At 67.5% G+C, this 24,180-nt stretch carries 21 protein-coding genes and 1 pseudogene; 1 reads left to right on the top strand and 21 read right to left on the bottom strand.

From position 1 onward, the window contains the following. Positions 1-748: 748 nt before the first annotated feature. From mobF to ACZ60G_RS41020, 6 genes are all read right to left on the bottom strand, one after another. Positions 749-6,355, bottom strand: a complete 5,607-nt coding sequence (gene mobF, locus ACZ60G_RS41045) for a MobF family relaxase (RefSeq protein ID WP_465817373.1) — start codon at positions 6,353-6,355, stop codon at positions 749-751. Positions 6,356-6,951: 596 nt separating this feature from the next. Next, the gene (locus ACZ60G_RS41040; protein WP_465817371.1) at positions 6,952-7,338 is read right to left on the bottom strand and encodes a hypothetical protein; all 387 of its coding nucleotides are present in this window, start codon (positions 7,336-7,338) and stop codon (positions 6,952-6,954) included. 102 nt (positions 7,339-7,440) lie between these two features. Further along, positions 7,441-9,015, bottom strand: a complete 1,575-nt coding sequence (locus ACZ60G_RS41035) for a hypothetical protein (RefSeq protein WP_465817369.1) — start codon at positions 9,013-9,015, stop codon at positions 7,441-7,443. Positions 9,016-9,385: 370 nt separating this feature from the next. Then, positions 9,386-9,928 (bottom strand): hypothetical protein, encoded by a 543-nt coding sequence (locus tag ACZ60G_RS41030; RefSeq protein ID WP_465817367.1) that lies wholly within the window; start codon positions 9,926-9,928, stop codon positions 9,386-9,388. A 150-nt stretch (positions 9,929-10,078) separates the two neighbouring features. After that, on the bottom strand, positions 10,079-10,648 hold the full coding sequence (locus ACZ60G_RS41025) for a single-stranded DNA-binding protein (protein WP_465817365.1): 570 nt from the start codon (positions 10,646-10,648) through the stop codon (positions 10,079-10,081). Between the two features lie 184 nt (positions 10,649-10,832). Next, complete coding sequence (locus tag ACZ60G_RS41020) at positions 10,833-12,020, bottom strand: DUF4192 domain-containing protein (protein WP_465817363.1); 1,188 nt, start codon at positions 12,018-12,020, stop codon at positions 10,833-10,835. Between the two features lie 64 nt (positions 12,021-12,084). On the opposite strand from ACZ60G_RS41020, the gene ACZ60G_RS41015 reads away from it, so the two are divergent. After that, complete coding sequence (locus ACZ60G_RS41015; protein WP_465817362.1) at positions 12,085-12,303, top strand: hypothetical protein; 219 nt, start codon at positions 12,085-12,087, stop codon at positions 12,301-12,303. Positions 12,304-12,455: 152 nt separating this feature from the next. On the opposite strand, the gene ACZ60G_RS41010 is transcribed toward ACZ60G_RS41015, so the two are convergent. From ACZ60G_RS41010 to ACZ60G_RS40940, 15 genes and pseudogenes are all read right to left on the bottom strand, one after another. Further along, entirely contained in the window at positions 12,456-14,117 is a 1,662-nt protein-coding gene (locus ACZ60G_RS41010) for a hypothetical protein (protein WP_465817360.1), read from the bottom strand. Between the two features lie 134 nt (positions 14,118-14,251). Next, complete coding sequence (locus ACZ60G_RS41005; RefSeq protein ID WP_465817359.1) at positions 14,252-14,458, bottom strand: hypothetical protein; 207 nt, start codon at positions 14,456-14,458, stop codon at positions 14,252-14,254. Between the two features lie 123 nt (positions 14,459-14,581). Next, positions 14,582-14,785 (bottom strand): DNA-processing protein DprA, encoded by a 204-nt coding sequence (locus ACZ60G_RS41000; protein WP_465817382.1) that lies wholly within the window; start codon positions 14,783-14,785, stop codon positions 14,582-14,584. A 37-nt stretch (positions 14,786-14,822) separates the two neighbouring features. Then, positions 14,823-15,308, bottom strand: a pseudogene (locus ACZ60G_RS40995) (DNA-processing protein DprA); the annotation flags it as partial. 831 nt (positions 15,309-16,139) lie between these two features. After that, entirely contained in the window at positions 16,140-17,078 is a 939-nt protein-coding gene (locus ACZ60G_RS40990; protein WP_465817358.1) for a bifunctional DNA primase/polymerase, read from the bottom strand. A 73-nt stretch (positions 17,079-17,151) separates the two neighbouring features. After that, the gene (locus ACZ60G_RS40985; RefSeq protein WP_465817357.1) at positions 17,152-17,652 is read right to left on the bottom strand and encodes a hypothetical protein; all 501 of its coding nucleotides are present in this window, start codon (positions 17,650-17,652) and stop codon (positions 17,152-17,154) included. Positions 17,653-17,696: 44 nt separating this feature from the next. Then, entirely contained in the window at positions 17,697-18,371 is a 675-nt protein-coding gene (locus tag ACZ60G_RS40980; RefSeq protein ID WP_465817356.1) for a hypothetical protein, read from the bottom strand. A gap of 17 nt (positions 18,372-18,388) precedes the next feature. Next, the gene (locus ACZ60G_RS40975) at positions 18,389-18,598 is read right to left on the bottom strand and encodes a hypothetical protein (protein WP_465817355.1); all 210 of its coding nucleotides are present in this window, start codon (positions 18,596-18,598) and stop codon (positions 18,389-18,391) included. Next, positions 18,583-19,080 (bottom strand): hypothetical protein, encoded by a 498-nt coding sequence (locus tag ACZ60G_RS40970; RefSeq protein WP_465817354.1) that lies wholly within the window; start codon positions 19,078-19,080, stop codon positions 18,583-18,585. Before ACZ60G_RS40970 ends, ACZ60G_RS40975 begins: the two co-directional genes overlap by 16 nt. A 114-nt stretch (positions 19,081-19,194) precedes the next feature. Beyond that, positions 19,195-19,647: a hypothetical protein gene (locus tag ACZ60G_RS40965; protein ID WP_465817353.1), complete on the bottom strand. Its 453-nt coding sequence runs from the start codon at positions 19,645-19,647 to the stop codon at positions 19,195-19,197. Continuing rightward, positions 19,644-19,895, bottom strand: coding sequence for a hypothetical protein (locus ACZ60G_RS40960; protein WP_465817352.1), 252 nt, complete (start codon positions 19,893-19,895; stop codon positions 19,644-19,646). Before ACZ60G_RS40960 ends, ACZ60G_RS40965 begins: the two co-directional genes overlap by 4 nt. Positions 19,896-19,944: 49 nt before the next feature. Beyond that, a complete protein-coding gene (locus ACZ60G_RS40955; RefSeq protein WP_465817351.1) occupies positions 19,945-20,709 on the bottom strand; it encodes a hypothetical protein in 765 nt (254 codons plus the stop codon). After that, positions 20,697-21,911 (bottom strand): hypothetical protein, encoded by a 1,215-nt coding sequence (locus ACZ60G_RS40950; protein ID WP_465817350.1) that lies wholly within the window; start codon positions 21,909-21,911, stop codon positions 20,697-20,699. Before ACZ60G_RS40950 ends, ACZ60G_RS40955 begins: the two co-directional genes overlap by 13 nt. Positions 21,912-22,021: 110 nt before the next feature. After that, on the bottom strand, positions 22,022-22,828 hold the full coding sequence (locus ACZ60G_RS40945; protein ID WP_465817349.1) for a class II glutamine amidotransferase domain-containing protein: 807 nt from the start codon (positions 22,826-22,828) through the stop codon (positions 22,022-22,024). Next, positions 22,816-23,607, bottom strand: coding sequence for a hypothetical protein (locus ACZ60G_RS40940; RefSeq protein ID WP_465817348.1), 792 nt, complete (start codon positions 23,605-23,607; stop codon positions 22,816-22,818). Before ACZ60G_RS40940 ends, ACZ60G_RS40945 begins: the two co-directional genes overlap by 13 nt. Between the last annotated feature and the right edge of the window lie 573 nt (positions 23,608-24,180).

Genomic DNA, 24,180 nt, shown 5'->3' with positions numbered 1-24,180 from the left:
CTGCCCGCGGCCGCCTGGATCAACGAACCCGCCAAGGAGAACATCAACACAGAATTCGTGGCCTGAACGGTCTCACCGGGTTTGACAGATTCCGCGCGGCCTTCTCCGCCGCCACGCGTTCGGCGGCCGAAGCGCGCACGGCCGCTGCCACTGCCCGTTGCTGTTCCCGCGCGCAGCGTTGTGCCTCCCGCACAGCCATGTTGTGCGACCGTATCGCTGCTCGTTGTTGTTGTGCCTGCCGCTGCTGTGCCAGCCTGTGCTGGTGTTGCAGTTCAGCAAAGAACCCCCTGCGCCGCGCCACCCAGCTCCACCCCTCTTCCGATACTTCGACGTGATCCGGCCGTACAACTACGGCCGCAGTTACTGTCGCGACAGAGTCAGCGCCGTTACACGCGCCACATGCCAGCTTGTCCGGCTATCAGTGGTCGAGCTTCGCTGTGGGCGGGCGAGTTTCGGTGGTCCAAGTCCTGGAACTGGAACGCGACACCCGGCCCGGCGAGTCCGTCATCGATGCGCCGGGACGCTCCCGTTCAGTGTCAACGTCGGCTCCCTTGTGCCCGCACCGAAGGCGTAGCGCGCCATTCGGCGCCCGGCGTTCTACATAACGATGTCGCCGAACAGGTCGAGCTGATTGCTGCCGACCTGGCGATCAATTCGATCGGATTCCTTCACGGACGACTGTATGCCCGAGGTCGGGTCAGGCTGATGTGGTAGGTCTGTCTCATCCGATGTCGTCAGTGCATTTTGTTCACAGCCCTATGTCGTCGTAGCCGAGGGACGGATCGACGAGCGTCTCGGGCTCGAATTCTGTGGTGTCTTCGGTGATGTCGTGGTGCTGGTGGCGGGCGCGTAGGGCGTGTTCGGCGGCGGTTTGTTCGGGTGTGAGTTGGGTGCGGCGGTGGTGTTCGGTGTTGAGCTCGACGAGTTCCTCTTGGAGCCAGGTGGTGGTGTCGGATGCGGCTGTGTCGGCGGCGCCTGTGCCGGGTGCGGGTCCGTAGATGATGGCTTCGGTCTCGGCGAGGTCGATGCGCTGGCTGATATCGGTGATGGCTTGGGCGAGTTGGTCGTCGGTGAGGATCTGCACCGGATCGGAGACATCGAGGAGAAGCTCCGACGGTGGTGCTGATGGTTCGGTCGAGGTGTCGGGCAGGGGATGCTGTTCGACCCAGGTTGTGATGGCGAGGCGTTCGGCGAGGGTGCGGGCGGCGTGCCAGTCGCGTCGGAGTACGCCGAGGATGGTGTTTGGTGGGTGGGTGTTGGCGATGTGGTCGCAGCGCGCGCGGATGTGCTCGGTGGGTGGGTGGTCGGGGATACCAGGTTGGTTGTCGGTGCGGCATTCGCCGCAGAGGCCGTCATCGCTGCGGCGCGGCGGGCGCGGTCTGCTGTCGATGCGGGCGCGTGTGATGCCACAGGACACGCACGGCAGCGCGTGGGTTTTGTCGGTGGTTTGGCGGTCGTAGTCGGGTGCGGTGGAGTCGGGATAGCAATCTTCCCAGAGCTTTTCGCGGTAGTAGTGGTGCGGGACTCCGTCGGGTATCGGTAGGTGTTCGGGGTCGGTGTCGTGGTCGCTGCGGGTGTCGAGGTAGTCCTGGCTCGCGCGTTCGGCGGCGATCTCGGTGTCGGTGCGGGGCGGGTGAATTCGGGTGGGGTCTCGTCGGTCGGGGTAGTGGTGGGTGGGACGGATGTGCTGGTCGGGTCGGTTCGGTGGCTGGTGACGGTCTGTGTCTGATTGGTAGACATGGGGGTCGGTGGCGGGTGTGCAGTCGCGAATGAGTTCGCGGTGCTCGGGGTATTGGTCGGCGGCCCACCGTAGTCGCGCGAGGGCGACGCTGAAGTGGTTGCGGTAGAGAGTGGTCGCGACGTGTTCGATGATGTCGCGTTGCTCGTCGGTGAGGGTGTCGGCGAGATCGCGAAAGGCGCGCCGCGCCGTGCGCAGGTCACCCGCCTGGATCAGTGCGGCGATGGTTGCGGCGCTGTCGGACAGTGGGGTTTCGTCAACAGTGCTGGTGGTTGGTGGCCGGATCGGCGGCTGGGGTGGCGGTTGTGCGGTGGTGTCGCGGTGCTGGGGATCGTGTGGTTGGTGCTCGGGTGGGTGCAGGGTGGGCTCCGGGGAGGGGTGGGAATCGGGTTGGGTGGGGTGGGTGTGTTCGTGCAGGAGTGCGTCGATACGCCAGGCCAGGGCGTTGGCGTACTGGTCTGGGCGCAGGTTCGCCGCGTCGTCGGGTTGGGCGGCGAGGATGAGTTCGTGTGCGGTGGTGAGGAGTTCGGCTGGTGTCCAGTCGGTGTTGGTGGCGCGGTCGATCGCGGCGACCAGGCGCGGCCAGGCGGGGTCGTTGATGACGCGGTGCGCGGTGTCGGCGCCGAGGATCTGGTGGAGTTCGTTGGTCCAGTCGGGTGTGAGGTTGCCGGTGCCGGTGGCCTCGGCGGCGGAGAGTTCGAGCTCGAGTCGCGACCACAGGGCCGCGGCGGGCATGTCGTCGGGCAACGCTCGGAGCGCTGCGGCGTGGGTCAGTCGGGTTTGGATGTCGATTCCGGAGCGGTCGGCGACCTCGATTTTGTCGGCGAGGATCGGCCACCACGGGTCGGTGAGGATGCGGGGTTGCAGGCATGTGATCAGCGGCGCCCACTTGTTAGCGGGCAGGTGGATATCTCCGAGTGTGTCGGTGACGCGGGCGTCGAGTAGCTGTTGGTGTTCGCGTTCGAGCACGGTGTAGCGGGCGGGTCCGGTCGGGCGCGGATCGCGGTCGTCGATGTGTGAGGAGGCCCGCCACACGGCGAGATCTTCGAGCAGCCGCGGGTCGGAGCCGATGAGCGGGCGAGCCCAGTGCGGTGCGGAAGCTGGTGTCCAAGTCCGTACGTCGGTGCGGATTTGTGTGGAGAGGTCGGCGACGATGCGCGCGCGGGCAGTGACTTGGGTGGAGTCCAGTTCGGTGCGTAGCCCGCGCGGGATCCCCGACGCCCATGGCAGGGGTGCGTCGGTGGTGGAGTGTGCGCCGGAGGGATCCAGACGCCAGTCCAATACGGCGGCAACATCATCGGCGGTGTCGAGTTCGCGGGCGTTCGCGGCGGTGTGTAACGCGGTGATCGGGTCGCGCCCGGACAGCGCGATCGTCGCCAAGTGTTGACGCAGCACGGGGTAGGCGGGGCTGTCGGTGAGATCCGGGCGCAGCGCTTCCGCCGCGGCGTCGAGGCGTTCGAGGCCGTCGGTGCCGAGGGCGTTTTCGGCGGCGACACCGAGGGCGTCGAGGTAGATATCGAGCGCGCGACCGATCCGCTGGTGCGGATCGAGGGCGTCGCGCAGCATGGTGTGCGCCGATTTTTGTGCGCCGTCGCGCCCGAAAATGCGCACCATTATTTCCACGGCGGTGCGCGGATAGGCGGCGGGTTCGGACCAGAACGAGCCTTCCGAACCGTCCAACGCGGTCGGTAGGTAGGCGTGGTTGGCGTGAATTCCGCGGGTGAGTGCGACGTAAAGCTGTTGGCGTGACTCGCCTCCGGTGAGCGCGACATGACACGAATCGGCGGTGATTCCTTGCGCGGAATCGATCGTTGTCGCGTACCCGAGACGCACATGGGTGGCCACGTAGTCGGCGGGAAGCCACACACTGTGACTGAGTTCGTTGTCCGAACGCAGATGTTTTGCGGTCAGACTTCCGTCCGAATGCACGGCGGTGACGGTCCAGCGGTAGCCGTTGCGGACCCAATCGTTGTCACCGAGTCGTAGTCGGCGGTTGTTGCGGCGGGTGCGGATCGTGTCCCCGACCGATGCCCGAAGGCCGTCGGCCAGAACAGTTTCCGCACCGACCACGCCGCCATTGCGAGCGATGCGATCGGCGCGAGCGCGAGCATTGAGTTCGGTGACGATGTCGTGGGTCGCGGCCAACATGATGGCATTCCGGCCGGCGAGGTGGTCGGTGATCCAGGCGGTGTAGGCGTCGTCGTGGGTGGCGCCTTGGTGTCCGGCGTGGATGCGGCCGTTGTCGAGATACCAGCCCAGCGCGGCCGGGTCCCCTTCGCGTAGTTGCAGACTCGCGGTGGCTTCGGCGTTGGAGGCGAATCGCACGACATGGGTGAGGGTCATGGTCGCTTCGGGTGCGGCGGCGTCCATGTCGGCGTCGGCGCCGCCGGCTTCGATCGGTGCGAGTTGACGGGGGTCGCCGATGCAGCGGATCGTCGTGCCGCGGTCGTGTAGGAATCGCAGTAGGCGTAGGCGTTTGAGGTTGCCGATCTTGACGTGCTCGTCGACGATCACCAACGTGTCGGGGTCGATATCGAGGATCCATTGCGGCAGCGACGGCGGCTGCTCGCGGTCCAGGGCGGGGTTGTCGCGGCCGGGTGTATGCCGGTCCAGGACGTCGAGGACCTTGTCGACGGTCTCCACCCGGGTGCCGATCGCTTTGCCCAACTCGGCGGCCGCGGCCGCGGTCGGCGCCAACCCGAGGACCCGGCCGCCGCTGGTGTGCCAGGCGTCGGTGAGCACCGCCATCGCAGTGGTCTTGCCCGTTCCCGCCGGAGCGTTGGTCGTCCGCACCCGCAAACCAGACGAGGCGAACCCTCGGATCACGCCGATCTGCCCGGCATTCAGCGGCCGATCCGGATGCCGGGTGTTGTAACGGTGTACCGCCGCGGTGACCGCATTCATCGGTAACTGTCGTGCGCCGGGCTGCACCGACAGGTCGATCAGTTGCTGTTCGACCGACAACATCCTGGCCGAGGTGTAGACCTGCGCGCCGGCGCTGGTGTAGACGCTGGTGCCGTCGCGGCGACGCAACAGCTCTGGCACCGTTCGCAGTTCGGGTTCGTCGGTCAGATCGGGGTCACCGCGCGCGATGACATGCTCGGGTGAGAGTGTTTCGGCCAGGACCGCTTCGGCGGCCTGTTCCCAGTGCCTGCGGTGTACGTGGCCGCGGAGTTGGCGTTCGATTTCGGCCCGCAGGTTGGTGGCAGTCCAGGTGGAGCGGTGCTCGGAAACCACCTCGATGACCCGCTGCGCGGTCCGGTTGATCCACGCTGTCGTCACTGCGACACGCTGGAGCCGTATCGGATTCAAGACGGCGACGATCATCGACGTGAGTGCTTCGCGGCCGCCGAGCAGTGCCATCGCTTGGGATCGCCAGGTGCTGCGTTGCTCGGCGAGTGACCGCAATTGGTGTTTGGGCGGTCGGGTTTCCAGGGTGGCCTGTTGGGCGAGGGCATACGTTTCGGTGGGGGTCGGTTCGCGGTCGAACCGGTGTTGGAACCGTGCGGCGAGGTCTCCGACGCGTTCTTTGATCGCCGCTTCGCGTCGGGACCATGCGTGGATCAACGGGGTTGGGATGCCGACGATTTCGCGGATCGGACGCTTGGACGGATCGGGTGTGGGGCGTTCGGCGAACTCGACACCCACCAGATCTTCGAGGTGGTGTTCCAGTCGGGTGTTGTAGATCTCGGAGGCGGTGACCACCGCGCGGTAGATCGCGGTGCCGTCGAGGGTGCGCCACCGCCCGTCTAGGGTGCGGACCCGGTTGGCGATGAGCACGTGGGAGTGCAGGTCCGGGTCCCCGGCGCGGCTGTCGCGATGGGTGAAACACGCGGCCACGATGCCCTCCACATCGACCTGGCGCACACCGTTGCGACCCAGTCTGGTGAGGATCGCGTGCTGTTCGAGCCAGCCGAGGGCGTCGCGCACCGCACGCTGGTGCGCGAGCTCAACCTTCTCCGCGACCGCCCGTGGCGCGATCGCCCACAGCGTCGACACCGATTTCACCGGGGAGAAAGTGATGTCGAAACCGGCGACCGCGACGGTGTTCGGGCGCGAGTTTCTCGCCACCCACCCGGATAATTCCCGATCATTCAAGGGCGCGCGATCGTACTGTTCGTGAAACATTTCGAACGCGACACCGGTCCGAATGTGTGCACGTTCGTCATCGCTAATGGCGTCATGAGGGTCGAATCCGTGCTCGATATTGTGTCGCATGAAAGCGTCCGCGCACCGTTTACGGAACTCGGAAACCTCCGCATAAACCCGAAACGGATTACCTAAACGCGACGCCTGATCGGCGGCACGCGCAGCGTCTTTGTGCTTGGCTCCCTTGCCGATCTCGGCGTCGTAGACACGGGCTTCGATCACCTCCGCGTTCGGATGACGCCCCAGTCCGAACAGGGATTTCATCTGCTCCTCGGTGACTTCCGCACCAGGTTGCAGGCCCAAGGCGTCCAGGCCCGTGCCATGCCAGCGGCCCGGAGCTTCCCCGTGAGCGGAGTAATAATCGGCGAGGCTGGAACGGCCACGAGCCGACACATCATTCGCGGCGACATTGCGCAGATAATATTGATACCCATTGCCTGCCACGACTTTATGGATCGTCGCGGTCATATATCCATCAAGCACCCCACCGGCCATTTACGCCAGGGTTGGATTTGACTATTTTTTCGTCAAATCAAGCAAAACACCTGGTCTTTATCAAATCGTTACCTCGAATGAAAGAGGTGTGCTTGTGAGAAAGAGATAAAGAGAGGGGAGTAGGTGAGTAGTAGGAGGAGGAGAAGAAGTCGCTGGGTGGTGATGGGGAGCGTAGTGGAGGGGGTGGCGAGTTGTGAGGTGATGGTGGAGGGGATTGGGTTGAAGGGGCGCTGGTAGCTGGTGGTGTCCGGTCCGTCGCGGGAGTGGGCACCGCGACGGACCGGGGTAGCGAGAGACGCTGGTGGTCTGGGCGGCGGGGAGCCGCTGTGCGCGAGCGGTTCTGGACTACCTCGTGCCGGGCTCGGTGGTGGTGGAACACCGGCAGTGGCGGCGAGATTCGGTGAGGGGGCGCGCCCAGTGCACGCAGATGGCGAACCAGCACAGGACCCAGATCGAGGAGTAGTGGTCAGAGAGGAAGTCGAGCCAGGGGTGGGGCACGGCGTGTACCTCCAAGTCGGAGCGGGAGTGAGGGGATGTCGGTGGTGGCGTCCGGTCCGCTGTTCGAGCGCTCAGTCGAGTGGTGCGGCGATGCGCATCCACCCACTGGACTCGCAGGCGTAGTAGCGGTCCTCGATGGCGACGACGTCGCCGACCGACAGCGACCGCAACGGTTTCTCGGCCCACGCGTCGGCGTGGGCGTGGTCGTCGGGGTGCTCAGGGTGGCTGTTGAACGCGGCGAAGGCGCGTTCGAGGATCACCGCGTCGGCCGGGGCAGCTGCGGTGGTGACGTTGTATTCGTAGGCGAGGACCAGCGGCGCGTCGCGGGTGTAGCCGTGGAGCAGGGAGTGCGGGTCGCGGTTAAGGAACACTCGCACGGTGACGGCACGGCGGTGCGGTGCGAATGCGCGGCGCAACGCTCGGGTGAGGCGGCGGAGGCCGGTCGGATATCGGTGCATCACGAGAGCTCCTCGAGGTTCGAGTTGGTGGTGGACCGGTCCGCCGTGGGCGTGAGGCAGCCACGGCGGACCGGCGATCAAAGGGAGACAGCGGATGTCGGGTCAGGCCGCTTGGGACTGACGGGGCCGGGCGGGTACGAGGCCGAGATCGATCCGGCAGGTGAGGCAGTAGTTGTCGGTGTGGATGACGGTGTAGCGGGTGCAGCCGTCGCAGCGGCCGTGACGCTGATCGGCTCCCAACTTCGCCCGCCGGTTCCGCGCGGCGGCGCGGGGACGTGGTGCTACCTCGGTGGCGGCAACCTCGGCGGCGCGTTGGAGCGGCTTGGCCGGGTTCGGGGTCAGCTCGGGATGAGCGGCGAGGAAGCGCGTGATGTGGCGGCAGATCGGGTGCGGTGCCGCCCGGTGCCACACCTCGACGATCAGAGCGTGCGCGGCCGCAGGGTAGGTGGCGGCGAGGAATTCACAGCGAGAGACCACGAAGTCCTCGGTGGTGAACTCCTCGGGCAGCGGCGCGATCCCGGGACGGGCGTCGGCGCGGCAGGAATCGCAGAGCCCGTCATCGGAAACCAACTGTTCGCCTCGGATGTGGATGGGCCGCTGGTCGGTCATGGGTCGTTCGATGAAGCAGGACACGCACCGCCATCCCATGACCGGGACCATCGCTGCGTTGTCGTAGTCGAGGCCGTTGCCCTGGTTCGGGATCTGCGGACGGGCGTCGTCACGCACCCGCAACCCGGTGCGGGCGTCGGCGAATGCCTTCGCCTCGTCCTCGGTGATCCGGCCACCGCGCCGCGGCGCACCACCCTGCCCGCGTCGGCGCGAGCGCCGATCCCGCGCCGCTGTCTCGTCGTGGCTGTCGAAGTAGTCGCTGGCGCGTTCGTCCAACGTCTCGCCGTCGCGCTCGCCCTCGTGTTGGGCGTTCCAGGCGGCGCGGTGCTCGGTGTCGTACTGGCCCGCAACATAGTTGACGTAGACGCGGTCCCACAGCTCGGTGGCTTCGGCGTGGTCGCGGGCATACCGACGGCGCTGCCGCTTGGCGCGCTCCTCGTCGGAATCGGGATCGGGCACCGGAACATCGATCGGGCGCTGCGGCGGTTCGGGCGCGGCGTTGGGATCAGCGATGGTGGTGCCGTCGGTGAACATTGTGCCGGTCACGTACCCGGTGAGGATTGCCTCGGTCGCGATCGCATACGGCAGCAGGTGGGCACGGTGATCCCCAGGAGTGCTCGGCGTCGGGACCGGGCGGGCTTGGGTGCGCGCGGCGACCTTGTCGGGGGCGAGGCGGGCAGCGTCGGTGGCTCGCGAGGGCGCACGCTGGGTGATCAGCGGCCGGTAGCGGTCACGTACTGGCATCGGCGGGAGTTCGGCGGCGGCGAGAGAGACTTCGAAGATCTCTGGTAGCTCTCGGGAGTGAAGGCCGGGGTCGGTGTCGGGGGTGCAGCGGTTGATCAGCTCCCGCCGTTCTGGGTCGGCTGTCTTCCACATCGCGTCGAGCCGTTTGTGCGCGGTCGCGAACGGGTAGCGGGTGAAGGTGTCGGTGAGCTCGTCGAGGAACGCACGCTCGGCCGGTGTCGCGAGAGCGAGTACATCGGGGAACATTTCGCGCGCGAGGCGCGGGCTGTCGAGGTGGAAGAGGCGGTCCAGGTGGAACAGAGCATCGAGGAAAGCACTGGGCATGACGAATGTCCTGTCTCGCGAGGAAAAAGGAAACCCACCCCGAGAGATCGCGTGCGCTTTTCGCAACACGAGGGGTGGGCGGCTGGTCGGGTGACCCGCCTGAAGGGCGATCGACCAGGGTGGTGAACGACGCGGCGGAGGGAACGCGCCGAAACGGGTGGGCGCGAATTTCCCGCGCACACAACCCAACCCACACCTGAGCGGCTGGCGGTCTCGCCGGAGGGAAATTCGTGCACGCACGGGCGCGGGCCCGCAGGCGCGGCGGACGCCACCCTGGTAGCCCTTCAGTCAGGCGGGGCGCTCGACCAGACGAACACCCCGGACACCCACCCCAACCGCTTTCCTTTCTGCTTCTTCCTGTGCGGGAAGGTCAGGCCACCAACGGTGGTCGCTGCGCGAAGTAGGCGTCCGCGTCGGCCTCGGCGCGGCGGCGACGCTGGGCGGCTCGCTCGTCGCGGGCGCGATGCCGCAACACGCTCGGTCCGAGAGGGCGCGGGGTGTGGCGTGCGCGTCGGGCCGCGACCGCCTCAGCGGTCTCGCGCCTCGCGTCGGTGGTCGTGCTCGGGGTCGCGTGCAGGCGAAGATCGTGACCGGCCTCGCGGACGGGAGTGCGCGCCCACGGAGCGAGTTCGTCCTCCACCGGGATCTCGGCGGCGTCGGCCAGGGCGTAGAGGCCCTCGCCGGGATCTGTGCTGGGGTCGGATCCGGTGTCGGGCTTGCCGATACGGGTGTTGGCGATCGAGACCACCCGCGCCAGTGCCGTTTCCGGGGTGTCGGCGAACCCACGGTGGATGAGACCGAGAAGCGCCCAGTCGGCCGGGGTGAGGATTTTCAACGCCTGCCGGAACTGTTGGCGGGCCCGAGCGGGATCGGTGTCGATCAGCTCGTCGAGGGCGGCGATATCGGTCAGCATGGGGTCACCGCGATCGCGGTGGGGAAAGCAATGGTCACAACAGGTCTCCTGATCACGGAAGTGGAATGGACACAGCGGGATTCGCGTCAACGGTCGACACGGTGCCCGGCGACAACCGCCAGGCACCGCTCACGTGCGAGGGAAAGTGAATTAGAACTGGGGGTCGTCGTTGCCGGTGCCGCCGCCGAAGGAACCCGCGGTGTTCACCGCCCACGGATCGGCCGACCAGCCATCCCCGCCGCCGGTGGCCGCTGCCGCGCCGACCAGGTCCCGGGCGCGGTCACCGGTATCGGAGCGTCCGGCCGAGGATGAGCCGTTGCCGTTGCCGTTGCCGTTGCCGTTGCCGTTGGTGTTGCGTTTGGTGCGAGTGACTTTCGCGGTGGCGAAACGCAACGAGGGCCCGACCTCGTCGACCTCGAGCTCAACGACGGTGCGGTTCTGGCCGTCGGGGGTCTGCCAGCGGCGTTGCTTGAGCCGACCGGACACGACGACCCTGGCTCCGCGGGACAGGGACTCGGCGGCGTTCTCCGCCGCCTCGCGCCAAAGGTTACAGCGCAGGAACAACGCCTCGCCGTCTTTCCACTCCCCGCTGCTGGGGTCGCGGTAGCGGGGAGTGGAAGCGACGGTGAAATCGAGGACCGCCACACCATTGGGCGTGAACCGAAGTTCAGGATCCGCGGTCAGATTCCCTATGACCGTAACGACCGTATCTGCAACCATGCCGAGTACTCCTTCGAATGTTAGTGGATGAGAACAGCAATCGCGCACCCAGGCCCACACGGACCGCGCGATGGCGGCCACCGCTGAGGGCAGCCAGCGGATCGGACGGGGTTCAGGCGACGGAACCGACTCCGCGGTAGCTGAGGAACCGCCACGGGCGGTGTAGGTGTGGATGCGGGCCGGGTCAGTGGGGGATCGGTCCCAGATCGACGCCGAGGTCGGCGGCGATGCCGCGTCCGGTGTGGGCGAGTCGGCGCACGGTGTGCGGGCGTATTCCGCTGCGCAGTGAGGTTTCGAGGAGGATCGCCATCGAGTGTGTCGGGTCGGTGTGTAGGGCGGCTTGCAGGGCGATACCGGCGAGCGGTCCGTCGCCGCGGATGTAGGCGCTGTAGGCGAGAAGTGTTGCGGCATCAGCGCGGTCGCAGCCCGACAGTGCCCGAGCCGAAGCCAGCCACAGCCGTTCGGCGGCCTCGGCGTGCTCACCCACCGCAAGAGCGAACAACGAATCACGCACCATCCGATCCCGCAGCGCCGCAGCCAATTCGGCGTACTGTCCTGCGGTGAGCGCGATCCCGGAGTCGGTGTCGGCGACCCGCCACAGCACCCACTCCACCCCCTGCCGGTGATAGCTGTCGGGATCGCCGCGGCGCACGGCCTCGGCATACCGGTCGTACGCCTGCCGGAGGGCCTCGTCGAGATCCGCGGCGACCTCGGTGGCTAGTTCGGTGTCGGGGGTCAGCAGTTCGGTGAGTTCGGAGCGGGTGCTGCGGATCGGCCGCCCCCGCAGCACATGGGCGAGGGTCACCATCGAGGCGGCCGGATCCGGCAGTGTCCCATGACTGTTGGGTCCGAGCAGATCCCACCAGCGTTGCCCCGGTTCGAGGGCGCGGACCGCCCACGCGCCCGCGACCACGATGTCCTCCTCGGCCAAGCAACTGGTGAACGCGGCGATCAGCCGCCCCCACGGCCCGATATCCGAACCGGTCGGGGGCTGTGTGTCGTGGGGTTCGCTCATCCGGTCATCGACGATGACCGCGAGCACCATGGTCGCGTTCTCGGTGGCGCAGATCGTGGCGACGGCGTCGGCGTAAGCATCCGCCCGACCCGGGTGGCTGTCGTCGATGTCGAGATCCAGCCGCAGCACCGCGTCGATGACGGGAGCTTGGCGGGGATCACCGGATTCGCGAAGTACTGCCGCCACCAGCGAGCGTTCGGGGACGAACCCGACCATCGCGGGCACCGCCGCGATCAATTCACCGGGGTCATCGACATGCAGCGACTCGCCCGGAACACAATCCCGGGAAACCCGATCCAGATCACCGGTCAACTGGTCGAATAAGCGCGATAGAGCGTCATCGGTGTCGTCGGGCATGGAAGTCCTCTCTGTCGCGGGATGTGTGTGCGATGACCGGGCGCGCCTGCGGCATGAGCGGTCAGTGCGTCGGCTGGTCGTGGGGGTCGATGACTTCGGTCAATCGGCGCAGCGGCAGCACACCTCGGGCGCGGGCGTGACCGATGACGTTGTCGTGGCGGTGCGCGGCGTGGACGCGGCCGCGGTCGTGGCGGTGCCCGTCGGGTCCGTGTTCGTCACCGCAGCCGCCGCGCGGGGGCAGCCGATGCGGTTGGACAGCGAACAGCCACACCAACTCGGGTGAGCTTCAGGTCGGGGTCGGCGGTCAGAACCGATCACGATGAGGACAGGTGTCTGCGGCCATGAGGGTGATCTGTTTCTATTCGGGTGAGTGACGAGCACCGGCCCACCACGAACAGATCCGTGGTGGGCCGGTGCGGGTTGTGGTGTGCTGGTTCAGGACTCGATGTCGATGTCGTGGTAGTCGATGAGTTTGGCGGCGGCCTGTTCGACGTCGACCAGGGCGAAGTCGATGTCGGGATCGGCGGTGGCCTCGTCGAGGAACCGCAGATACCGCTGCGTGGCGGGCAGGGCGTCGCGCCACAAGCTCTTGCCGATCGCGAGTTCGGCGCAGGCGATCTGCATTGCGAGCACGATCATCCACGCCCGGTTGGGTGAGGCGTTGCTGATCGCGGTGACCAACGCCTCGATTGAGGCGTCGATCCGCAGCAGTGAGGCCACTTTCGTGCGCTCGACGGGGTTGAGTTTGTGCGCGAGGGCTTCGGCGACGAACCTGGCAGTGGCCCGGTGCAGGGTGGCACCGGCCACCAGTTGCGGCAGGAATTTGTTGCGGCGATCGTTGGCGGCCTCTCCCCGCACGTTCAACTCGATCACCCGCCGCCGCGCCAGCCGAGCCTGCTCCCACTCGGCTGCGATATCGGCTTCGACCTGCGGGTCGGGTTCGACCACCACGACCTGGAATCCGCTACCCGCCAGCGCATCCTCGGGCAGGTAATAGGTCGGGGTCCACCGATCCGCGCGCTGCACCGACTCGGCGTGGCGCAGTCCCTCGCCAGGTTCGGCGTCGGGGTTGGCGCGGGTGTTCCAGTCCACGGCCTCGGATTCGACGAGCGCACCGGTTTCCTTATCGACGAGCAGTGCGTTCTTCTCCACCGCCAACCACACCACCCACTGCTGCGGGTCGGCATGCAGATCCTCGGCGGTGACCGGATCACCGGCGGAGGTAGTGAGCGTGGCGGCGGGCACGAATCCGGCATCGCTGTCGGGTTCGGCGGTCAGGATGCCGAATCCGTAAGCGGCATACGGGAGTGCGGCTTGCAGCAGGGCGCGGGTCGCGGCGCGTTCGTTGTCGATGCGCTTGTGCACGTAGGTGAACTCGTAGCGTCCGGCGCGTTCCAGGCGCGCCACGGCGTCGGTGTCGCCGCGGCGTTCGTAGTCGGCGATGATCGCGAGCTGATCGAAATCGAGCTGCCGCCCCTCGGTCAGGAGCCGTTTCGCGGTCGGTGACGCCCCGATAGCGGCGGTCTTGGTGATCTCGGATCGCTTGCGCTGCAACCCTTCGGCCACCCGCGTAGGGCTCGCCCCCAACTCCAGGGTGAGCGCGACACCGCTGGCGCGGTCGGCATCGAGTAACGGGATCCGGCGGTCATTGAGGTTGATCTGGTCGATCGTGCGCGCAATGCGGCGTTCGTTGTCCTCGACGGTCAGGTCGGCATCGGTGATCCACACCGGCACCCTCGCCAGGCCGACCTCGCGGGCCAGCAGCACCCGCAATTGGCCGTCGTAGACGTGCACCGACCCATCGGGCTCACGCTCGGCCAACGCCGGGGCCCGCACCCCGAACATGCTGATCGACGCCTTCTCCTTGGAATAGGCATCCAGATCGATCGTCGTGCGCACGTTCTCGTCTATCAGCAGCGCATTCGGATCCATGTACGCCGCCTCAGCCTGCGGTGGCGGTGACACGATCGGATCGGAATCGGTGGGGGCGTCGGGCTCCACATCGGTGCCCTCGATATCCACGATGTCGGGCGTGGGGCTCGTGTCGGGCTGTTCGGTGCTGGTGTCGGGGACGACGGACAGCGAGGCAGTGCTCACGGTGATCTCCTCACATAAGAGACGGCGCGGCACCGCACCCCGGACGTCCGGGGTGCGGTGCCGCGCCGAAAATGCGGATACGGGATAGGCCCAAGCGCGCCTGGGAATCTGGGGCCGCGGGTAGGGGCCGGGTGTCAGGCGGCGCGGGTATTGCGCTGGCGGGTGAGGTTGACCGGTGCCAGCCGCAGCACGCAGCGCTCGTCTTCGGTGAAGGTCCAGTTCCGGGCGCGCCAGTCCGGGAACTGCGCCCGCCAACCCTCCAGCCCCGGTGTGTCAGGGATCGCGGTGACCGGACCGGCACAGCCGCGCTCGACGAGGGTCTGATACTCCGCGCGGGTCATGCTCTGCACGGCAACAGGATTCGAGGACATCAACAACCTCCAACACAATCGAATCGGATGAGGGCGCTGCCGCCATGGACAGCGGTGACAGCGACAGGAAACGCCATAGCTGCGGCTGAGGGATCATCGAGACAGTGAGTCGATCGCTGCCAGAAGGGCAGTGGCGGTGGTGACCGGCTCGGCGCGGCGGTCCTGGATCAAGCGGTGACAGCCCGCTGAGGCTGCGGCGTCGGCGGGTCCGGGTACCGCGAACACCGGCCGGTGCAGCCGGTGGGCCCATCCGGCGGTGTTCAGGGTGCCCGACCAGCGACCCGCCTCGGGAACCACCACCGCATGCGACAGCGCCGCCACGCCGGTTGCGCCGCAAGAACCGGTCACGGCTGGGTCCGCTGCCCGGCGGGTACTCCGACACAATCGCCCCCGACTCGGCGATCCGGTCGAACAACTCCCGATGCGGATACGGGTATGCGCGATCCACGCCGTTGGCCAGGACCACGGTCGTGCCCGCCGCGTGGGCGAGCACGGCCCGATGCGCGACGGCGTCCACGCCATAGGCGCCGCCGCTGACGATATGCCAACCACGCTCAGCCAACACGGCGGCAACCTCCCCGGTGATCCGTTGGCCGCGTTCGGTGATCGCCCGCGCCCCGACCACCCCGGCCCGCAGGCCGGTCGCTGGCACACCGTGGCCGCGGACCCACACCGCGACCGGAGCGGCGTCGGCGACGGTGAGGTCGTCGAATCCCAGTGCCGCCCAGTGCGGGTCGTCGCGGGTCGGCAGCCGCGCCCCTACTTTCGCTGCGCGTTCGAGATCCTCGGCGGCCAGCTCCCCGACGGTCGTGCGGGACATGGGGTCCGGTCGTCGACCGGTGAGCTGGTCGGCAAGGTGTTCGACCGAGTCGAGATCACCCGGCGCCGCGCCCACACCGTTGACGCTGTGCAGGACGGCGCGGGCGAGGATCGCCCACGCGAGCTGGCGTTCCTGCGAAGGTGTGGCTGCGGCCACGGTGGTCCTCCCTGGGAATTGGTGAATGAAGTGCGGCTCAGGCCGAGGGCGACACCGGATCAGGTGCGCCGGCATCGGGTGTGCGAGGCCGGGCACGAATCAGCGAGTTGGCGAAAGTCGGCGAGCGACCAGACGCGGGGGTGTGTGGATGCGAGGGCGGCGGCCGCACAGAACGCAACAGGTGTCCGGCGCGAAGGAGGGGGAGATAGTGGATACACTCCGGAGGGGTTGGCGTGCATCCACTCTCGCGCCTCGTGTCAACAGCACGTCAATCCTGACCCTTTATCAGCACGCAGTGATCAGTTTTCCCGTGCCGCCGACACCTCGGCGCCAATACCGAAAAGGCATGGACGCGGGCAGCATCGGAACCGATCAGTGGGCTGTGTGAAGCGTTACCCCCCGGGCGACCCGACCCCTGCTGTCCAGACTAACGCTGGCGTCAGCGGGATACGGCGGTACTCGCCAGTTCAGGAACCTATCCCCAAACGCGTCGACAGTGCCGGGTGCACTCCTCGGCGGCGGTGGTGTTCGCGCGGTGAGGATCGCCGGTCGCTGCGGCGGGCCGCAAAGATGGACAGACAGGGTGAATCGACCGGTTTGCAACCGCATCTACAGACCGTGCAGCGGCACAGCGAAAATGTTCAGTGCTGGCGGGCGGTGAACCGGTGGGTACTGCTACCTCTCTGGTGTGGGGCGGTCAGGCGACCGGCTGGTGTGGGTGGCGGCGTAGGTGAGGCCGTCGCCGATGGTGCGTGCGGCTTCGGTGTCGGTGAATCCGTCGATACCGACGTGCTGTGCCGCAGCATCGGAAAGGACGCGGTAGGCGTGGTCGCGTTCGAGTAGTCCCTGCCCGACGAGGCGTCCGAGGCTGTTGGCGGCCAGCAACACCGCGCGATGGCGTGTACCGGTGCGCGCGAGGCGGATCCGGTCGGCCTGGTTACGCAGCGCCGCCGCGATGTAGACGTCCGGGTGTGTGATATGGGCAGCCGACCCCACCGGCAGCAGCGGTGGCAGCGGTGGTGCGAGGAGTTCGGCCAGCCAGCGGGGTAGCGGGATCGGGTCGCGGTCGTCGAGGACCCGGTACCGCCCCGACGGCAGCGCGGAGCCGGGGCCGACGACATAGCCGCCGATACCGCGGCTGTCGATGCGCCACCCGAGGCGGGCGATGGTGTTGCGCAACAACGGGGTTGGGGGTGGCCGGTAGTACAAGTGCATCCCGCCCGAGGGTGTAGCGACTGCGAAGGTTGGCACCGGGACCGGATGCCCGGCTTCGGAAGCGAGGCGTGTGAGGACGTCGCGGCCGTCGCGGGCTCCGGCCCACCGCGGGGGTGGGGGCTGGTCGTGGCTGGTGTCGAGGTCGAGCACGTGTAGTCGACTGGGCCCGCAGGCGATACCGATGTTTCTCTCGGGCCAGCGCAGCCACCACGAGCGAATGCGGGCGGGATCGACGGTGGCGGCGTTCTCCCAGTTCTCGATCGCGGGTGCCTTGCTGCCCGCGTGCAAGGGAAACACATGGAACCCGCGGGCAGCGCTGTGGATCGCGACCCCGACCCGCGAGGCGTTGGGGCAGTGGTGCACGCGAGCGTCGGCCGCGGCACGCGGGGCGGGGTTCACACCGTTCCCATCGTGCGTTGCGCGGCGAGGTGGCGGGCGAGGTGGAGAACGCGGCCGCCGCCCAGGCGCAGCTTCACTTCGGCCTCACCACAAGCACCCGGATCGAGGCAGATACCGGGTCGGTGAGATCGCCGAAATCGATCCGGTCCTGGCGGGAACGACGAACAGGTGCCAGCACGGCGGCCAACTCGTCGAGCACCGCGTCGCGGCGGGCGAGGACGGCCGCGTCTTCGCGGGCCCTGGCCCGGTATCGGTCGAGGGTGCGTTGATAGCCGGGGAGCAGACGTCGCGCGATGTCCGCGGCGATCCGGGCGGGTGGCCGATGGGCGGCGACGGTGATGACATGGTCGGGGTCGCCGCGATAGCGGTGGGCGCTGAACCGGGTGTAGGTGCCTTCGATGCGCAGACGGCCGTGATCGGCGTGGCGTGAGGAATCATCGCCGTGGGTGATCGTCAACGACTGATCCGCCGGGCCCGCGAGCACAGCGTGGCGGCGGGTCATGTATCCCCCCTCTGCGCGCCACCCGTCTGCGAGCTCGGCCGCGATTTGATGGGTGAGGTCGAGGAAATCCATACCAGCGCAACTCCTTTCACATGGTGGATGGATCAGTGGTGTGGTCAGATCCCGAACACCTCGCGCAGCGCGGCCAGCATCGCCAAGGGTTCCGGCGGCTGATCCCCGGAGGGCGTGGTGGCAGCGTCGCGGATTTTGCGCAGCTTCAGGAACCGGACACCGGTGAGGTTCACTCCGACTGCGGTGGCGACGTGCTCGCTGCCGGGGTCGTCGATGATGCGGTAGTCATCGATGTGCAGCCATGCCTCGTACCAGGCTTCCGCCGGTTGCCCTTGCCGGGACGGTTCGCGGGGGTCGGGGTCGCGGGGCTGCCAGTACCGGCATTGGCAGTCCGTGTCGTCACAGTGGGCGAAGCGCACCGTGGGGTTGGGGTGGTAGTGGTGTTGTTGTCCTGCCAGCATCGGGCACGCGAGGCGGCTGTAGTGCGCGCACTCGGGATGCAAACCCGGTTCGACCGCTAGGCCGCGCAGGTAGTCGATCGAGCGGATGAACACGATAACCCGGTCCTCGAGCCGTTGACCGCAGATCTGACACCGCTTGCCCCACAAGATCTCCCAGGCACGGCGCGGATCCAGCATTCCCCAGACCGGTCGTGCGGGGTCACGATGGGTGAGAGTGATGTGCGGGACGACCAGTCCCCGCGCACGCGTAGCGCCGGTGAGGCGGGCGGGGACCGGGACCCGGTCCGGGCCGGTCGCAGACGATGGTGTGGAAGTCAATGCTCACCTCGAATCTTTCAGTGGACAGGTTCGGCGGTCAGGGCGACGCTGACCCGCCGGTTGGGGTGTCCGGGGCTGTGGATGCCGACCTCGATGCGGGCTGTCGGTGCGCCGGGTGCGGCGGGGCCGGTGGTCCAGGGGTGGAAGTGGTCCTCGTCGAGGTCGGGCAGGTTCGCCTCGATCCAGGCGATGAGGTCGCCGATGTGGCCGATCAGGTGCTCGGCCATCGGTTTCCGGTGTGCGGGTCGTGGTCGTGGACGGTGACGACGGTCGGGGCACCGGGTACCTGGGTGGTGAGTGAGCGCGGAAGCACACCTTGTCGGCCACCGGCGGCCCAGCACCCGTGTGCGATCACCCACCGGCCACCAGTGCGTTGCGCGGGAACCAGCCGCCACCCGAATTCGGGCAGTCCGATACCGAACGGGTCAGGGGCCCAGCTGATCTCGCTGCCACCGTCGGGGGCGACGGTGGTGATTTCGGTGGCGTACTCGACGCGCACCAACGCCAGCGCAGCGGTGCCCTGTACGAGAGTGCGGTTGGGCAGGCGGTCGAAGACCGCGATGGGGGTACCCGGTCGCGGGCCGGTGGCAAACGCCGCGTGATATCCCACGACCAGCATCGACAGCAGCCGCCCACGGTCGGGCAGGTACGGCGCGTGGTACGGATCGACCTGGATACGAGCGCTGAAGCAAGACAGGTCAGTGCCCATCGGGATCACCCCTCGACGCCTGGAATGGGGGAGTTGCCGCTGTCGGTGAACAGCAGCGTGAGGGACTGGCGGCGGTCGGTGGGGAACGGGTCGGTCATTGGGGTGTGGGCTCGGTCATTGGGGTGTGGGCTCCTTGTCGGTCGAGGCGGGGGTGTGGGGGTGGACTGCTTCGATGAACCGCAGCGGCAGCAGAACCCGGTCGCGGCCACCGAGGCGGTGCAGGACCGTGTGGTGGCGGTGGACCGCGGCGACGTGGACGCGGTCGTGGCGGTGTCCGCCGCGGGTGGTGATCGTCGCGGCGGAGCCGCAGCGACGTAGCCGATGAAGTTCGATGGTGATGAGTGCGATCACCGGATCGGCGGACTCACCGCCACCGTGACCGTCGTCGTCGGTGGCGTCGGTGTCGGCGAGCACGGTGACCCGCTGGGCGATGACTGCGCGCAGGCGGCGCAGCCCGTCCCACGGGGCGGCGTCCCGCATGAGGGTGTCGAGGCGGTCTAGGACGTGACGCAGCAACCGGATCTGTGTCTGGGCTCCGTTGTCGGCGATGGTGTGGTCTCCGCTCATCGGTTCGCTGCCTGCCGCCGACGCCGCGGCGTGAGCCACCGCACCGGGCGGTGTCTTGTCGCGATCGCCGTGGTCAGGGCGTCGGCGGTCTCGGGGGCGCGATCGGCGTAAAACCGTTCGGTTGCAAGCTTGTCGGTGTCGCGGATTCGCACCCGGATGCGGTGTCCGTCAGTGCTAGCGATGACCTGGCGGTCATTAGTGTCGGGGACACGGATCAGGGCGCTGGCCTGGTTCAGGCGCTGGGGCATGACAGACGTGCTCCTTGTAGGCGGGTTGGGGTAGGGAAGTACCTGGGGTTCAGGCGTTTTCGATGTCGAGCAGGTCCGCGTAGCGTTGGCGGCCCGCCAGGTCGGGGCAGGCGCAGTGGGGGAAAAGTTGGTAGCAATCGGCGCAGAATCCGCAATAGCCGCAGTGCGGGCCGAGGCGTTCGCTGTCGTCTTCGCCGCAGCAAAAGCAGTAGTCGAGTTCGCCGTCGTAGACGTAGCCCCAGCGGTAACCGAGGTAATCGTGGTTGGAGTACCAGATACCGGTGCCGGCGCCCCAATGCCCCCGCGCCTCGTTGAACAGATAGGCACGGTGGCGGTAGGCGGGATCGACGGTGAGCAGCACGATCTTGTCGCTGCCCAGCCACCGTTCCAGGCCCTCCCGCCCGGTCCAGGAGTCCAGCGACCCGAACGGCGTGGTGGGCAAGAAATCCTCGGCCGCGATCCGGGTGTCGGAGCGCTCGTCCCCGGCAGCGGGGTGGACAGCCGAAGGCAGGATGCCGTTGTGGGCGAGCACGGTTCGCTCGTCGCCGCCGACCAGGAAGGGGTGACAGTTGTCGACGGTGTGCTGGCCGTGGGTGGCGAAGCGGGAATGGAACAACGCCGGACCGTCGGGGTATTCGCAACGCAAGGCGGCGAATTCACCGATCGCGGTCTCGGCGTCGAGGCTGTGGCCGGTGGTGATCGTGTCCGCGGTGATCAGGGCGTAGCCGTGGCCGTGCGGGTTGGACAGGGCCCCGTTGCGCAGCGCGGCGATGTCGGGGGCGGCGCCCGGTTTGAGGAATGTCAGCATGCACATCGCAGGACCTCCAACTCGGTGAGCAGATCGGCGTAATCAGGGCGGGTGGACAGCCAGGCGGTGAACGCCGACCACTCCCAGCCGCGGCGGCGCGCGACTTGGGCGGCGGTGAGGGTGCGGGTGTATTCGACCGACGCCGCCGCGAACGCGAGCGCGGCTTTGACCTGGTGCGGGTACAGGGAGCTGGCGAACACGCGCAGTTCGAAGGTGTGGGCGGGGTACACATTGATGGCCTGGTAGCGGCCCCACCCGTTCGTGCTGCCTTTGGCGAATTCGGCGGCGCTCGAGCGGGCTTCGGGGGAGAACTCCGCCCAGTCCCGCGAGCGGCGTCGCGCCAGCGTGGTGACCTGAGATTCGTTGCGGTAGACGAACTTCAGCCACCGGTAGATGTGGGCGGGGGAAGAGAACCCGGCCCGGGAGACGTGCACGTGGATCCCGACGCTGCTGTCGGTACGGCAACCCAATAGCCGCAGCTTGTTCAACAGCTGCCACGGGAACCGGGTGCGCGCGTAGTCCCACGACATCGGGTGGGTGACCAGCTCGAACCCGCACGGACTGATGGAGCTGTCCTCTTTGAGGTAACCCAGGTCCCCGAGCTGGGCGACCGCGAGTTCGACCGCGTCGTCGAATTGCGAATGGGGGGTGATGAGTTCGAGTTCCATGCCCAAAAACAGCGGGCCCTCGCCGTGGAACAACGGTTGCGGGCGGTAGTCGTAGTCGTGGACCAGGTGGTGGCCGCCCTCGTGGTAGCAGTCGTCGCAGCGGTCGTCGCTGAGCGGGATGAGGGTGTCGCAGTCCTCGCAGTAGTGGTAGTCATCGAAGCGGCACGTCGAGCACACCTCGTTGCCGCCCTGCACGGTCTCGGTGTGTTCGGCGTACGCGCCGCACTCATCACAGCGGTCGTAATTTTCGACGCAGGTCGGGCACACGTCCGGCCCGTCGATCACCGCGGTGATATCGCGGGTGAACAGATCACAGCGGTCACAACGCGACCAACCGTCAAGGCAGCGAGGACACAGCGCGGTGTCGGTGACCGTGTAGCCGACCTCACGGGTGTGGATGGCGCAGCCATCGCACAACGAGAGACCGGTGGCGCAGTCACCGCAGACCCGGTCGCCTTCGACGAGGGTGACGACAGTGTCCGAGGCGACGATGAGCGCGCAGTCCTCACAGCGCGTATCGGGCACGGTGGTGGTGGGCATGGGGGATCACGACCTTTCGACGGGAACGGCAAAGCCCCCGCACAACCGCCGGAAAACCGGTGGGGTGCGGGGGCTTTGACAGGTGAGGTGGAGATCGACAGTGGCGCGGGTCAGGCAGTGTCAGGTGCGCTCGTGCGGGCGCGGTGGTGACCGGTGCGCCGGGTGCGGGTCAGCGCACTCGCCTCGCCACTGCGGCCTCGGGTGGCGTGAGGGGAGTAGCAATCACAGTGCGGGAAGGGCTGCTCGCAGTCGAAGCACCAACCGCACCACGTGCAGTGACGGCCTCGCCGGTCGAGGTCGAACTCCCGGCACCCACCGCAGCGCAGCCGGTAGCGGTCGGGCCAGCGCCGCGACATCGGCTGATAACTGGTGTTGGAGTACCAGATCCGGTCCTCCCAGATCCCGGCCTGTTCACCGAAGAGGTAGGCGCGGTGCTGGTAGGTGGGGTCGACGGTGAGGATCAGCAGCTTGCTTGACCCAAGCCACGACGCCAGACCGCGGGCCCCGCGGTGGGTGTCGATCGACCCGAATGGCTGTGCGGCCAAATATTCCTCGGCCGCGATCCGGGTATCCGACCGCGGATCGTAGGCGCGCGGATGTACCCGTTTGGGCAGGGTCCCGTTGTGCGCCAGCACCGTTCGTGGATCACCACCGAGCCGGAACGGATGACAGTTCTCGATCGAGCGGACACCGCGTGTGGCGTAGCGGGAATGGAACAACGCGTACCCGTCGGGATACCGCGCACGCAAACCGGTGAACTCTTGGATCAACGGCTCGGAATCCATGCTGTGACCGATGCGGATGCCGTCGCCGATGATCAGGGCGTACCCGTGGCCGTGATGGTTGGTGTGCGCGCCGATCCGCAATGGATGCGGATCAGGGGCGATACCGGGCGGGAAGCAGGTCAGCAGGCACATGCGAGCTCCAATTCACGCAGCTGTTCGGTCAACGGCAGATACGCCGGGCGCTCATCGACCCACGTGGCGAATCGCGTCCACTCCCACGCGCCTGCGCGTACGTCGGGGATGCGCAGGGCGCGGGTGTAGTCGATCGAGGCCGCGGTGAATGCCAACGCCGCCTGCACCCGCCCGACATCCAGCGACGCCGCGAAGATCCGCAGTTCGAGGGTGTGACGCGGGTAGGGGTTGATGGCCTGATACCGGTCCAGGCCCAAGGCGTGGACGTGGTTCTTGGCGGTGTCCTTGACCCTTGAGCGCGCGGCCCGGTCGAACGGGGCGTAGCGGGAGCGTCGCCGCGCGAGCCTGGTGACCTCGGATTCGTTGCGGTACAACAACTTCATCCACCGGAACACATGCGCCGGGGACGCGAACCCGGCGCGGCTGGCGTGCACATGCAGCCCGACTCCGGCGTTCGTGCCGCAGCCGAGATCCTCGAGTTCTTCCAGTAGCGGCCACGGGAACCGATCCAGGGCGTACCGGTAGCTCATCGGGTGGGTGACCAGTTCGAAGCCGCCGGGCTGGATCGACGAATCCCGCTTCAGATACCCCAGCCCCGACAGTCGATCGGTTGCCACTTCCACCGCGGTGTCGAGGGTGTCGTCGGGGACGACGATCTCGAGTTCGAGCCCGAAAAACAGCGGCCCTTCGCCGTGGAAGCGGGGATCGGGTTTGAAGCTGTAGTTACGTACCCGCGCCGGATGCGCGCACAGCTCACACGAGCGTTGCCCGCGCAGCAACGTCCCGCACTCCCGACATGAGCTAAACCCGGCCGCGCAGCGGACACAGGCTCGCAGCCCACCGGAGACATAGCGGCTCGCGGCGCTGTGGCGGCCACAGTTGAAACACCGGTCGAAGAACGCGTCTGCGCATCGGTAGCACACTGTTTCGTCGGTGTCGGTGCGCTCGTACGGGTGGGTCAACCGAGCACACGACACACAGCCGCTCCACCCCGCCGTGCAGGTGCTGCACAGTCGACGGTCATCAGCGGTTTCGGTGACATGCAGCACTCGGTTTGCGCAGCCATCACACGACGGCAGCTCACCGAGACACGGTGGGCACACCGACTGGTCCTCGACCGGATATCGCGGACCACTCCGGCGGGTCCGGCACACCGCACACGCGGTGGTATCGAGTTCAGGCATGACAGAACACCTTCCGCGGAAACGAAAGAACGCCAGATCCGAGCGAGGGGATCGCTCGAACCTGGCGTTCGAAAGGACAGAACAACGGCAGACAGACGCGGCGACTGCGGACCAGCGGGGGTGTGGTGCGTGGCTACTAGGAATGGAGCTGTGCACACCGGCGGCTCC

Source organism: Nocardia sp. NPDC102475, assembly GCF_055584605.1.
The sequence above is the reverse complement of the archived record's forward strand: the minus strand, read 5'-3'. Positions and strand labels throughout refer to the sequence as shown.